The organism is Faecalibacillus intestinalis (assembly GCF_003024685.1).
Taxonomy (GTDB): Bacteria; Bacillota_I; Bacilli_A; order Erysipelotrichales; family Coprobacillaceae; genus Faecalibacillus; species Faecalibacillus intestinalis.
The window spans coordinates 14831-27090 of record NZ_PYLQ01000002.1 but is presented as its reverse complement, the minus strand read 5'-3'; the positions used below and the strand labels follow the sequence as shown (position 1 = coordinate 27090).

The following is a 12260-nucleotide window of genomic DNA, read 5'->3' as shown; positions in this document are numbered from 1 at the left end:
ATGTACTCAAAATTTGAGAACTTTATGAAAAAGTATTTAGCACCGCTTGCTGATAAAATGGATAAAGAAGTTCATTTGAGCGCTGTTAAAAAAGCAATGGTTGCAATGACACCATTGTTAATTATCGGTAGTTTTTGTTTGATTCCAGAAGCAATTCCAAATATGATTGGAGAAAAACATGTAATTTCTCAATGGATCTTAACAAATTTGGATATTATCTATATTCCTTATAATGTAGGTATGGCTTTAATGTCAGTTTATGTTACTGTAATTATTGCATATCAATTAGCTAACTCTTATAAGTTAGATATTCCAGGATGTGTAACAATGGGATTAGTATCATTCTTAATGTTAGTTGTAGAATTCACAGAAGATGGTGGAATTTCTAAAACTTATTTAGGACCTAAAGGTTTATTCTGTGCAATGTTTGCAGGATTTATCGCTGTTGAATTATTCCGTTGGTGTAAAAAGAAAAACTTTACAATCAAGATGCCAGATACAGTACCTGATTTCGTATCTCGTTCTTTTGAAATGATTCCTATTTCAGTAATCATTATTGGGTTCTTCTTAATTGTACGTATTGTTTGTGTCAATGTATTAAATACAATGCCACCATTAATCTTTACAGCAATCTTTGCACCATTAGTAGGATCTATGGATAATCCAATTGCTTATACTTTCTTAAAAATGTTACAAGCTCTAATATTCTTCTTTGGTATTCATCCATCAGTATTAAGCCCAATTACAAGCCCAATTTCGACTCAATTCTTAGCAGAAAATATTGCTGCTGTTCAAGCTGGTCATGTAGCAACTCACTTCTATGCTCCTGGACCTGAATCAGCATTTGGTAACTTTACAGGTAGTGGTGTTACTATTGGTTGTGTATTCTGGTGCTTAATGAGTAAGAATAAAGCTTTAAAACAAGTTGGTAGATTATCATTTATTCCAGCATTATTTGGTATTAATGAACCAATTCTATTTGGTGCGCCAATCGTATTAAATCCAATGTTCTTTATTCCATTTGTTATTTGTGGTGGTATTATTGGTTCATTAGGTGGATGGGCGATGTATTTAGGTATTATGAAATGTTCAACCTTTACACCACCATATGTAGGAGTATTCCTAGAAGGATTCTTAACGAATATGGATCCTATGTCTATAGTTGTTAATGCAGTACAATTAATACTATCTATTTTAATATGGTATCCATTTGTTAAATCATATGAAAGGACTTATGGTAATAAAGAAGAAGAAACTAATGCTATCAGTGCAGAAGATGCAGCTATCTTAGATGATTTAGACTTAGACTTCTAATTAATAGGCAAGTTTCGACTTGCCTTTATTTGTAGGAGGATTAAAAATGGCAAAAAGAATAAATAAAATACAAGAATTTTTAGATGAAAAAGATATAGATGCTTTATTAATTAAAAGTAAAACAGTAAAAAAATGGATGAATACTATGACTGGTAGTGGTTGTCAAGTATTGATTACAAAAGAACATGGCTATTTAATTGTAGATGGGCGTTATATTACAGAAGCCAAAGAAAAAGAACATGATTTAGAAATTATATTACATAATCCACATTTAACGGGACGTAATTATTTAGGGACAGTAGAAGAAATATTAAAAAAAGAAAATTGTAAAACGCTAGGGGTAGAAGCGTATCAAGTATTAGTTAAGGAATATCAAGAAATAGAAAAATTAGGGATAGAAGTTCTTTTATTGGATCAAGAAATTGCTCATCTTCGTATTGTTAAAGAAGATGAAGAAATTGAAGCTATGAAAAAATCAATTGCAATTACTGATGAAATCTATCAAAAAGTAATTGAGCACATTCATGTAGGGATGAGTGAATATGAAATTAGCGCTTTAGTACAATATTATTCAATTGCATCTGGTGCACAACAAATGTCTTTTGATACAATAGTAGCAACAGGTGAAAGAACAGCTTTACCACATGGGCGTCCAACTTCAAGAAAAGTAAAAGCACATGAACCTATTATGATTGATTTTGGTATTCAATATCAAAATTATCAATCAGATATGACACGTATGTGTTTTATTGGTGAACCTGATCCAAAAATTAAAGAAATCTATGATGTTGTTTTAAAAGCACAGCTCGCTGGTCTTGGTGCTATTAAAGCAGGAGCTAAGGGAAAAGATGTTGATAAAGCAGCTAGAGATGTGATTGAGGCTGCAGGTTATGGTGAATATTTTAATCATGGTTTAGGACATGGATTAGGAATTGGTGAAGATGGTGAAGGACCAACTTTAAATTCAAAGAGTGAAACAGTTTTACAAGAACATATGATGATGTCTTGTGAACCAGGTGTTTATGTTCCTGGTGTTGGTGGTGTTCGTATTGAAGATGATGTTGTTATTATTGATGGTGTAGGTGTACCATTAAATAAAACAACAAAGGATTATATTATTTTGGAGGAAAAATAAATGAAGTATGATTTTAATGAGGTTCATAATCGTTTAGGTACTTATTGTACACAATGGGATTATATACAAGATCGTTTTAATAAAAAGGATTTAATACCATTTTCAATATCTGATACAGATTTTATTATTCCTAAACCTATTACTGAAAAAATATTTGAGGTGGCACATCATCAAATTTATGGATATACAAGATGGAATCATCATGATTTTAAATCTTCTATTACAGGATATTTTGAAAGAAGACATCATACACATATTGAAGAAGATTGGATTTTATATAGTCCAACAGTCATGTATTCAGTTTCTTTATTGATTCGTTTATTAAGTCAACCTCATGATAAAGTTCTAACATTTGAACCAATGTATGATTCATTTTATACAGTTATTCAAGATAATGATAGACAATTAGTTGCTCATCGTTTAATATCAAAAGATGGATCCTTTGAAATAGATTTTGATCTTTTTGAAAAACAAGCACAAGAATGTCAATTATTATTACTTTGTTCACCACATAATCCAACAGGAAGAATTTGGACAAAAGAAGAAATGGATCAAATTATAAAAATATGCAAAAAATATCAAGTAAAAATAATTTCTGATGAAATTCATATGGATATTCAATTAAGGGATAGAAAACATATTCCTTTATTATCATATATTCATGAATATGATGAACTTTATACAGCAGCTTCATCTAGTAAAACCTTTAATACACCTGGATTAATTGGATCATATTTGATGGTACCTAATGAAAAAATAAGAGAAAAATTCTTAATGCATACTAGAAGAAAAGATTTTTTAAATTCTGTAAGTATTTTTGGAATGTATGCTACAATGATAGGTTATACACAATGCGATGATTATATTGATCAACTTAATGATTATATTAAAGAAAATATGAAAATTGTAGAGGAATTTATAAAGAAAGAATTACCTGATTTTAAATTTAAAATACCTGATGGTACTTATTTAGCTTGGATTGATGCAAGGGATGTATCTTATACTACCGAAGAAATTCAAGATGCTTTAGTCAATGTTGGTGGAATTGGTATTATGAAAGGTGAAATTTATGGTGGTCCTAAATATTTAAGAATGAATATAGGATGCCCACAATCTAAATTAAAAGAAGGATTACGTCGATTCAAAATAGCAATGGACGCTTTATATTCAAAATAGGAGGACATATTATGCATTATTTACTAATTAAAATACAATTACTGTGGACTAAACATACAAAATGGTTAGATAGAAATCCAGTAAAAGTTCCAGTGAGTAAACGTTTGATAGCTTATGCTATTGATTGGGCAGTTGGCGGTATTATTAGTGGTTTTCCTGCTGTCTTATTTTATGGTGGAATTACTGGTAGATCAGATATGTTTAGTGATCTTTATGTTTTTCCTAGCTTAGGTTTTCCAACATATTGGTCTTATCTTGCAGGCATATTATGTATTGTTGTAGCCTTTATTTACTATATTTATATTCCTTATAAGAAATATCCAGGGCAAACACTTGGAAAACGTTGGTTAAAAATAAAAATTGTAAATAATGATGATTACAGTGATGTGAGTTTAAAAACGTTAATTATTAGACAAGGTATTGGTTTGTTTTTATTAGAAGGTTCAGCAATTGTTGTAACTAATTATTTAAGACAAATGCTTACACTTGCAACTGGTTTTTATTTTGATTATTACTTAAAATTAATTGGAATGGTTATTACGATGATTTCAGGAGTTTTTGTTTTAAGCACTGCTTCTCAAAGAAGTATTCATGATTATCTTGCGAAGACAAGAGTTGTTGGAGAAGATGAAAAGCCAGTAAAAAGAAAAGAAAAAAAGAACAAAAAAAATAAAAAGAAAAATAATGCATAATAATTATTTTCTATGAAAAAAGAACAATGTTTATCAACGTTACATTGTTCTTTTTACTTATTTTAATATCTTTTCCATATCGAATGGAAGAGGGCATTCAATCATCATTGGTTGATTACTTAAAGGATGAACAAATTCTAAACGATAGGCATGTAAAGCCATTCTATTAATAAAAGGAGAAGACTTACCATAAAGCTGATCACCAATTAAAGGATGGTGTAAAGAATTTAAGTGAACCCTTATTTGATGTTTTCTACCAGTTTCAATTTGACATTCGATAAGCGTGTAATTTCCTTTTGTTTTAATTTCTTTAAAATGTGTTAAAGCATCTTTACCTGTTTTAGAAATACACATTTTATTTTTACTATGACGATCTTGACCAATAGGTAAATCAATAGTCATTTCTCTTTTAGGTAAATGTCCTTGAATGATGGCAAGATAGGTTTTCTTGATTTCTTTGGATGCAATCAAGGCATCAAAGTAAGGTTGTAATAAAGCACATTTACAAAACATCACCAAACCGGTCGTATCTCTATCTAAACGATGGAGATAACGAATTGGTAAATCTTGATGAGTTTGTTGGTAGTAATAACTGACATAATTACAAAGAGTATCTTTTTTACTTTTATCATCAGGATGAATAATGAGGTTGCTTGGTTTATTAACAATACAAAGCAAGTCATCTTCATAGATGATATCTAAGGAACTTTCTTGTTCAACAAAGTCTCTTCCTTGTTCGTAGGCTTTAATTGAAAGAATATCTTTATCTTTTAAAATGATTTGATAATCAACATAAGTATTATTTAAAGTATAGTCTTTATTTTGACGAAGTAAGTGAATTGTTTTTTTAGAAAGATGCAGATAATGAAAGAATTCAAGAAGTGTCATTCCTTGAATTCTTTCATCAATTTCTATTACTAAATGATTCTTTTCTTTATGATAGTGCATAAACTGTTACTTTGATATCAATTGTGATATCTAAACCTTGTAAAGTATCTAAAACGCCACGTTTTTCTTTTTTAATATGATAATAGTGTGGTGTCATCATTAAAAGATTTAAAGCATCTTCACGATTAGAAATATGAACTTTTTCTTTAAAGTCATAACTTTTCACTTGATTAAAGTCTAAACGAATATACTTATCACTTTTTACTTTAATTTCATCATAAATCAATTCTTTAATTTCAATTAAATGTTGATTATTAGCAGTAACATGAATAATATAACCATCTTCTTTAAGTGCTCTTTTTAATTCATCTTGATTTACTACTGTAAATAAAGCACAGATAAAATCTAAACTATGATCTAGAATAGGAATATTTTTAGAATTTCCTACAAGCCAAGTAACATCTTTACGATAACGTGTTGCCATATCAATAGCAATCTTGGAAATATCTAAACCATAGATATCACTGTTTTCAAAATGTTTTTTTAAACCTTGAGTATAATATCCTTCTCCACATCCTAAATCTAAAATACTTAAATCATCTTGATGTTTGAATTCATCAATACACGTAATCACTTGATTTAAGATAGGATCATAATAGCCTTTATTTAAGTATGCTTTTCTTGCGACAAGAGATTCTTTACTATCTCCTGGATTATTGGTAGCTTTATCAGGGTTTAATAACAAATTGATATATCCTCTTTTAGAAATGTCATAACAATGATTGTTTTCACATTTAAGTGTTTTGTTTTCTAAATGAAGTTGTTGATGACATTTGGGACAAGCTAATAATTTCATAGTATCACCTCGAATGTATTATAACAAAAGACAATCTAAAAATTAACTGAATTTATGATGAATTTGTGATACTATTAAGGGCAAGGGAGGAATGCTTGATGTTTTTTAGAAAGAAACAAAAAGTAGACTTAGATGCTAAATTTAAAGAAGTATATCATGAAGTAAATAAAATTACAGCTGATGCCGGAAATGAATTAGATGTGACCATCAAATATTCACAATTGAAATTGGCTTGTCGTAAGTATGATGAATTGATTGATTTAATTCATCAAGGAGCTAATTTTGAAGAAAAACATTTTCTTTCTTTAAAAGAAAGTGTAGAAGAAGAAACAAAGAGAGTAGAAGGTTTATTAGATGAAGATTAAAGCATATAAGAAGGATTTTGATTATACCTATACTTTAGGAGTTTTTGAAACGATTGAGTTATTAAAAAATCGACCTGATCTTGTTTTAAGAGTATATATAAAAAGTAATTCTTATAAGAATAAAGGTATTCCTATTATTGATGAAATTTGTAGAGAAAAACATATTGAATTGATTGAAAGTGATAATACAATTCAAAAATTATCAAAAAAAGATAATTGTTTTGCGATAGCAATCATTAAAAAATATGAAATGACTTTACAAGAAGGAAATCATGTTGTTTTAGTAAATCCTGGAGATATGGGAAATATGGGGACAATTATGAGAACGATGTTAGGATTCAATTATTATAATTTAGCGATTATTAGACCAGGTGTCGATGTTTTTGATCCTCGTGTTTTAAGAGCTTCGATGGGAGCGATGTTTCATTTGAATATTGAGTATTTTGATAGTTTTGAAGATTATTTAAAAAGATTTCCAAGTCATGATATTTATACATTGATGTTGAAAGGAGCAACGAATATTCATAAGGTTGAATCAAAAAAAGGCTATCATTCACTTGTTTTTGGTAATGAAAGTAGTGGTTTACCTGATGAATATCTAGATTATGGAAAATCTATTTTTATTCCTCATAGTCATTATATAGATTCATTGAATCTTTCCATGGCTTTAGGAATGACTTTAATGCATTTTTCAAAAGATGAATTTAAAGATAAAGAAGTGTTATAGGAGAGAAAAGTATGTTTGATTTTGATGAAGTTGTAGATAGAAAAGGAACAAATTGTGCTAAATGGGATACGATTGAAGCAAAGAATAAACCTAAAGATGTGTTACCTATGTGGGTTGCAGATATGGATTTTAAATCACCAAAGGAAATTGAAAATGCTTTAGTTAAAAGAATTAAACAAGGCGTTTATGGGTATTCATTTGCGCCAGATGAGTATTTTGATGCGGTTATTTCTTGGATGAAAAGAAGACATGATTTTCATGTCGATAAAGAATGGATCATCCCAACACCAGGTGTGGTAACAGCTATTAAATTATGTGTAAATGCTTATACAAAGGAAAATGATGCCATTATTATTAATAAGCCTGTATATTATCCATTTGATTTTTCAATTGAATTAAATCATCGTAGAATTATTGAAAATCAAATGGTTTATAAAGATGGTTTTTATGAAATGGATTATGATGCTTTTGAAAAAGCGATTGTAGAAAATGATGTTAAAATGTTTATTTTATGTAATCCGTATAACCCAATTGGAAAAGTATGGAAAGAAGATGAATTAAAACAAATTGGGGAAATTTGTAAAAAACATGATGTTTTAGTCATTGTTGATGAAATTCATGAAGATTTTGTTTATGGAGATCATGTACATATTCCTTTCTATAATGTAGATGAAAGTTATAAAGAATTCTCTGTTGTTTTAACTGCTCCATCAAAAACATTTAACTTAGCAGGACTACAAACATCTAATATTATTATTGCGAATGAAAAATTAAGAAAAGTTTATCAAGAAACAATGAATCGTTATGGGGTTAATGAACCAAACTTCTTAGGTATTATTGCTTGTATGACAGCCTATAATGAATGTGAATTATGGGTAGATGAAATGTTGGAATATGTTTATGATAACTTTACTTATTTCGATGAATTCTTAAAAGAAAATTTACCTCATATTCATTTAGTTAAACCAGAAGGTTTATATTTAGGATGGGTTGATTTTAGAAAATGTGGTTTAAATAAAGATGAATTAGAAAAAACAATGTTAGAAAAAGCCGGTTTATGGTTAGATGAAGGATATATCTTTGGAACAGGTGGAGAAGGTTTTGAAAGATTTAATTTTGCAATTCCAAGAAGTGTTTTAGAAGATGCTTGTCAAAGATTATTAAAAGCTTTTGGAAAATAAGGTTTTTATGATAAAAACTATGGAAATTCTAAATAAAAGATAGTATTATATAACCGAAAAAAAGAAAAGGAGATTTGTTATGGGATTAGTATCAGCAACAGAAATGTTAAAGAAAGCTAAAGAAGGACATTATGCAGTAGGTCAATTCAATATCAACAACTTAGAATGGACTAAATCAGTATTATTAACTGCAGAAGAATTAAAAGCGCCAGTAATCTTAGGTGTTTCAGAAGGTGCTGCTAAATATATGACTGGGTATACAACAGTTGCAGCAATGGTTAAAGCAATGGTAGAAGCATTAAATATCACTGTACCAGTAGCTTTACACTTAGATCATGGTTCATACGAAGGAGCTAAAGCTGCTTTAGATGCAGGTTTCTCTTCAATCATGTTTGATGGTTCTCATTATGGAATCGAAGAAAACATCGAAAAAACAAAAGAAATCGTTGAATTATGTCATTCAAAAGGTGTTTCAGTAGAAGCAGAAGTTGGATCAATCGGTGGAGAAGAAGATGGTGTCATCGGTAAAGGTGAAGTAGCTGATCCAAAAGAATGTAGATCAATCGCAGATTTAGGAGTAGATTTCTTAGCTGCAGGTATCGGAAATATTCATGGTAAATACCCAGCAAACTGGGAAGGATTAGACTTTGATGCATTAGATGCAATCCAAGCTGAAACTGGGAAATTACCATTAGTATTACATGGTGGTTCAGGAATTCCTGATGAAATGATCAAAAAAGCAATCACTTTAGGAGTATCTAAAGTAAACGTAAACACTGAATGTCAATTATATTTCCAAGAAGCTACACGTAAATACATTGAAGCTGGAAAAGATTTAGAAGGAAAAGGATATGATCCTCGTAAATTATTAGCACCAGGTGCAGAAGCTATCAAACAATGTGTTAAAGATAGAATGGAAGTATTTGGTTGTATCGGTAAAGCTTAATCAAATAAAAAAAGCCTTCGGGCTTTTTTTGTTTATGTGAAATCTCTTTATTAAGTTGTTTTTTTAATGAATTTATAATATAGTATTAGGGAATATAGATAGAAGAAAAGGGGTAAAGTCATGAGTGAAATTATTGCGATTGAAGGCGGACATAAATTAAATGGTACAGTAGAAATCTCGGGTGCAAAAAATGCCACTGTAGCACTTATTCCAGCTATTATTTTAGCAGATAGTCCTGTAACGATTTATGGTGTACCAGAAATCAGCGATGTGGACGCTTTAGCAGTTTTATTAGAAGAACTTAATTGTACAGTATTAAGAAGTCATGATAGTTTAATTGTTGATCCCTCTCGTATGGAAAATGTTCCATTAGTGTCAGATGCCGTTGATAAGTTAAGAGCATCATATTATTTAATGGGAGCATTACTTGGAAAATGTAAAAAAGTTGTGATGAAAGCACCAGGTGGTTGCTTTTTAGGACCTCGTCCGATAGATTTACATATTAAAGGATTTGAAGCATTGGGTGCCAAAGTAGAATTTGTTGATGGTGCGCATGTAATTACAGCAGATCGTTTAGTAGGTGCAAAAATATATTTAGATTTTGCTTCAGTAGGAGCAACAATCAATATCTTGTTAGCAGCAGTAAAAGCTGAAGGAAAAACAGTTATTGAAAATGCAGCAAAAGAACCAGAAATCATTGATGTAGTAAACTTGCTTACAAAAATGGGAGCTAAAATTAGAGGTGCTGGTACTGATACGATTACGATTGAAGGAGTAGAACATCTAAAAGGATGTACTCATGAAATCATTCCAGATCGTATTGAAGCAGGGACATTCTTAATTATGGCAGCAGCTGCAGGAGAAAGAGTTATTATTCAAAATATCATTCCACAACATTTGGAATCACTTATTTCAAAATTGAAAGAAATGGGTGTTAAAATGGAAAATGTTGGTGATAGTATTATTGTTTATGGTGATAACAAGAACTTTAATGCAGTCGATGTCAGAACACAGGTATATCCAGGTTTTGCAACAGATCTACAACAGCCATTAACAGCACTGCTTACACAAGCAAACGGACAATCACAAGTAATAGAAACAATTTATCCAGAGAGATTTAGACATTGTGAACAACTTAATAAGATGGGTGCAAATATAGAATTAGATGAATCAATGTGTTATATAAATGGAAAAACACCATTAAAAGGAGCAAAAGTAGAAGCAACAGATTTAAGATGCGGAGCAGCATTGTTAATAGCAGGGTTAATCGCTGATGGAATTACAGAAATTAGCAATGTATATCATATAGATAGAGGATATGCGAATATCGATCAAAAATTAATTACTTTAGGTGCTGTTATTAGAAGAATCAAAGTTGATGATTAAAATTATAAAAAAGGGCTTGAAAACAACATAATTTAATGTTAATATATCATAGCAACTTACTTTGTAGTGAGAAATCTACAAGGCGGAAGGAGAAATAACAATGAAAAAAGGAATTCATCCAAATTACAAAAAAGTAAAAGTAGTTTGTACATCATGTGGAGCAGAATTTGAAAGTGGTTCAGTATTAGATGAAGTACGTGTTGATACTTGTTCTAACTGTCATCCATTCTATACTGGAAAACAAAGATTTGCTAGTGCTGATGGACGTGTTGAAAAATTCAACAAAAAATACGGACTTAAATAAGAAAATGAGTACTTGGTACTCATTTTTGTTTTGGAGGAAAAAATGAAATATCATGTCTTAGCAAGTGGTTCTAAAGGAAACAGTATTTTCATTTATGATCAAGGAAACGGACTTTTAATTGATTGTGGAATTAGTAAAAGACAACTTTATACAAAACTTAATCAATTAGGATTTCGTGAAAGTGATATTCATCATGTTTTATTAACACATGATCATATTGACCATAATAAAAATATTGGTATCTTTGATCAAAGTATTGTTTATTGTGGAAAAGGATGCATCCCTGGTATAGATGAAAGTCATGAATTAGAAAATTATCAAAATATACAATTAGATCATTATATAATTACACCATTACCTTTATCACATGATGCAACATCCCCTTTAGGGTTTGTAATCAAAGGAAAAGATGAAACAATTCTCTATATGACAGATACAGGTTATGTTTCACAAAAGAATATGGAATATATAAAAAATTTAGATTACTATATTTTTGAAAGTAATCATGATATTGAGATGTTAATGAATACAAGAAGACCTTTATTTTTAAAAAATCGTATTTTTGGAGATAAGGGCCATCTTAATAATGAATATAGTGCACATGTTATGGCGCAGGTGATTGGTGAAAATACAAAAGAAATTTGTTTGGCCCATTTATCACAAGAAGCTAATACAAAAGAAATGGCATTGGATACATATCAAAGAGTTTTTGACGAAGAACATATATATTTTGATAATATAAAGATCGCAGATCAAAAAGAAATTGTTTCTGGAGGACATTATGAAAATTAGAATCTTAACAATTGGTAAGCTTAAAGAAAAATATCTTGTTAATGGAATCAATGAATATGTCAAAAGATTGAATGCTTACTGTAAAGTAGAAATGGTTGAAGTACCAGATGAACCAATTCCTGACAATGCAAGTGAAAATGTAGAAAATATCATCAAAGATAAAGAAGCAGATAAAATTGTTGCTAAAATTAAAGATGATGAATATGTTATCGTTTTAGATCTACATGGAAAAGAAATAGATAGTGTGGCTTTTTCAAAACATATTGAAGAATGTATGATTAGAGGAAAGAGTACGATTACTTTTGTGATTGGGGGTTCTTTAGGTTTAGGAAAATCTTTATTACAAAGAGCAAATTATCGTTTATGTTTCTCTAAAATGACTTTTCCACATCAATTAATGAAGCTTATCTTAGTTGAACAAGTCTATCGAGCATTCAAAATTATGAACAATCAAACGTACCATAAGTAGCCTAGGTTTTTTACAAATACTTATTGAAG

Annotated in this window: 14 protein-coding genes; 12 read left to right on the top strand and 2 right to left on the bottom strand. The window is 29.8% G+C overall.

What is annotated here, in order from left to right:
• The first annotated feature begins 24 nt into the window (after positions 1 to 24).
• Genes C7U54_RS01665 through C7U54_RS01650 form a run of 4 tightly spaced genes read left to right on the top strand, consistent with a single transcriptional unit; the run spans position 25 to position 4317 of the window.
• Entirely contained in the window at positions 25 to 1314 is a 1290-nt protein-coding gene (locus C7U54_RS01665; protein ID WP_241522554.1) for a PTS sugar transporter subunit IIC, read from the top strand.
• A 46-nt stretch (positions 1315 to 1360) separates the two neighbouring features.
• Entirely contained in the window at positions 1361 to 2449 is a 1089-nt protein-coding gene (locus C7U54_RS01660; protein ID WP_022002602.1) for a M24 family metallopeptidase, read from the top strand.
• Positions 2450 to 3625 carry a MalY/PatB family protein gene (locus tag C7U54_RS01655; protein WP_107029083.1) on the top strand — a complete coding sequence of 392 codons (1176 nt, stop codon included), beginning with the start codon at positions 2450 to 2452 and terminating at the stop codon, positions 3623 to 3625.
• Positions 3626 to 3636: 11 nt separating this feature from the next.
• A complete protein-coding gene (locus tag C7U54_RS01650) occupies positions 3637 to 4317 on the top strand; it encodes an RDD family protein (protein ID WP_241522553.1) in 681 nt (226 codons plus the stop codon).
• Between the two features lie 57 nt (positions 4318 to 4374).
• Here C7U54_RS01650 and C7U54_RS01645 read toward each other — a convergent pair whose 3' ends face one another.
• Together C7U54_RS01645 and C7U54_RS01640 are read right to left on the bottom strand one after the other, a co-directional pair.
• Entirely contained in the window at positions 4375 to 5265 is an 891-nt protein-coding gene (locus C7U54_RS01645) for an RluA family pseudouridine synthase (RefSeq protein ID WP_107029082.1), read from the bottom strand.
• Positions 5252 to 6061: a methyltransferase domain-containing protein gene (locus C7U54_RS01640; RefSeq protein ID WP_107029081.1), complete on the bottom strand. Its 810-nt coding sequence runs from the start codon at positions 6059 to 6061 to the stop codon at positions 5252 to 5254. Before C7U54_RS01640 ends, C7U54_RS01645 begins: the two co-directional genes overlap by 14 nt.
• Positions 6062 to 6159: 98 nt before the next feature.
• On the opposite strand from C7U54_RS01640, the gene C7U54_RS01635 reads away from it, so the two are divergent.
• From C7U54_RS01635 to rlmH, 8 genes are all read left to right on the top strand, one after another.
• Positions 6160 to 6426: a hypothetical protein gene (locus C7U54_RS01635; RefSeq protein WP_022000831.1), complete on the top strand. Its 267-nt coding sequence runs from the start codon at positions 6160 to 6162 to the stop codon at positions 6424 to 6426.
• Positions 6416 to 7153, top strand: a complete 738-nt coding sequence (locus C7U54_RS01630) for a TrmH family RNA methyltransferase (protein ID WP_107029080.1) — start codon at positions 6416 to 6418, stop codon at positions 7151 to 7153. Before C7U54_RS01635 ends, C7U54_RS01630 begins: the two co-directional genes overlap by 11 nt.
• Before the next feature lie 11 nt (positions 7154 to 7164).
• Complete coding sequence (locus tag C7U54_RS01625; RefSeq protein WP_107029079.1) at positions 7165 to 8334, top strand: MalY/PatB family protein; 1170 nt, start codon at positions 7165 to 7167, stop codon at positions 8332 to 8334.
• Positions 8335 to 8413: 79 nt separating this feature from the next.
• Positions 8414 to 9280, top strand: coding sequence for a class II fructose-1,6-bisphosphate aldolase (fba, locus tag C7U54_RS01620; RefSeq protein WP_022000828.1), 867 nt, complete (start codon positions 8414 to 8416; stop codon positions 9278 to 9280).
• A gap of 120 nt (positions 9281 to 9400) precedes the next feature.
• Positions 9401 to 10666 carry a UDP-N-acetylglucosamine 1-carboxyvinyltransferase gene (locus tag C7U54_RS01615; protein ID WP_022000827.1) on the top strand — a complete coding sequence of 422 codons (1266 nt, stop codon included), beginning with the start codon at positions 9401 to 9403 and terminating at the stop codon, positions 10664 to 10666.
• 100 nt (positions 10667 to 10766) lie between these two features.
• Complete coding sequence (gene rpmE, locus C7U54_RS01610; protein WP_022000826.1) at positions 10767 to 10970, top strand: 50S ribosomal protein L31; 204 nt, start codon at positions 10767 to 10769, stop codon at positions 10968 to 10970.
• 42 nt (positions 10971 to 11012) lie between these two features.
• Positions 11013 to 11762, top strand: coding sequence for an MBL fold metallo-hydrolase (locus C7U54_RS01605; RefSeq protein WP_107029078.1), 750 nt, complete (start codon positions 11013 to 11015; stop codon positions 11760 to 11762).
• Positions 11752 to 12231 carry a 23S rRNA (pseudouridine(1915)-N(3))-methyltransferase RlmH gene (rlmH, locus tag C7U54_RS01600; protein ID WP_032090927.1) on the top strand — a complete coding sequence of 160 codons (480 nt, stop codon included), beginning with the start codon at positions 11752 to 11754 and terminating at the stop codon, positions 12229 to 12231. Before C7U54_RS01605 ends, rlmH begins: the two co-directional genes overlap by 11 nt.
• Positions 12232 to 12260 lie beyond the last annotated feature (29 nt).

Coding starts and splice junctions, on each gene's coding strand:
- C7U54_RS01665 (WP_241522554.1), top strand. CDS start 25: ATGAAAAAGTATTTAGCACCGCTTGCTGATAAAATGGATAAAGAAGTT.
- C7U54_RS01660 (WP_022002602.1), top strand. CDS start 1,361: ATGGCAAAAAGAATAAATAAAATACAAGAATTTTTAGATGAAAAAGAT.
- C7U54_RS01655 (WP_107029083.1), top strand. CDS start 2,450: ATGAAGTATGATTTTAATGAGGTTCATAATCGTTTAGGTACTTATTGT.
- C7U54_RS01650 (WP_241522553.1), top strand. CDS start 3,637: ATGCATTATTTACTAATTAAAATACAATTACTGTGGACTAAACATACA.
- C7U54_RS01645 (WP_107029082.1), bottom strand. CDS start 5,265: ATGCACTATCATAAAGAAAAGAATCATTTAGTAATAGAAATTGATGAA.
- C7U54_RS01640 (WP_107029081.1), bottom strand. CDS start 6,061: ATGAAATTATTAGCTTGTCCCAAATGTCATCAACAACTTCATTTAGAA.
- C7U54_RS01635 (WP_022000831.1), top strand. CDS start 6,160: ATGTTTTTTAGAAAGAAACAAAAAGTAGACTTAGATGCTAAATTTAAA.
- C7U54_RS01630 (WP_107029080.1), top strand. CDS start 6,416: ATGAAGATTAAAGCATATAAGAAGGATTTTGATTATACCTATACTTTA.
- C7U54_RS01625 (WP_107029079.1), top strand. CDS start 7,165: ATGTTTGATTTTGATGAAGTTGTAGATAGAAAAGGAACAAATTGTGCT.
- fba (WP_022000828.1), top strand. CDS start 8,414: ATGGGATTAGTATCAGCAACAGAAATGTTAAAGAAAGCTAAAGAAGGA.
- C7U54_RS01615 (WP_022000827.1), top strand. CDS start 9,401: ATGAGTGAAATTATTGCGATTGAAGGCGGACATAAATTAAATGGTACA.
- rpmE (WP_022000826.1), top strand. CDS start 10,767: ATGAAAAAAGGAATTCATCCAAATTACAAAAAAGTAAAAGTAGTTTGT.
- C7U54_RS01605 (WP_107029078.1), top strand. CDS start 11,013: ATGAAATATCATGTCTTAGCAAGTGGTTCTAAAGGAAACAGTATTTTC.
- rlmH (WP_032090927.1), top strand. CDS start 11,752: ATGAAAATTAGAATCTTAACAATTGGTAAGCTTAAAGAAAAATATCTT.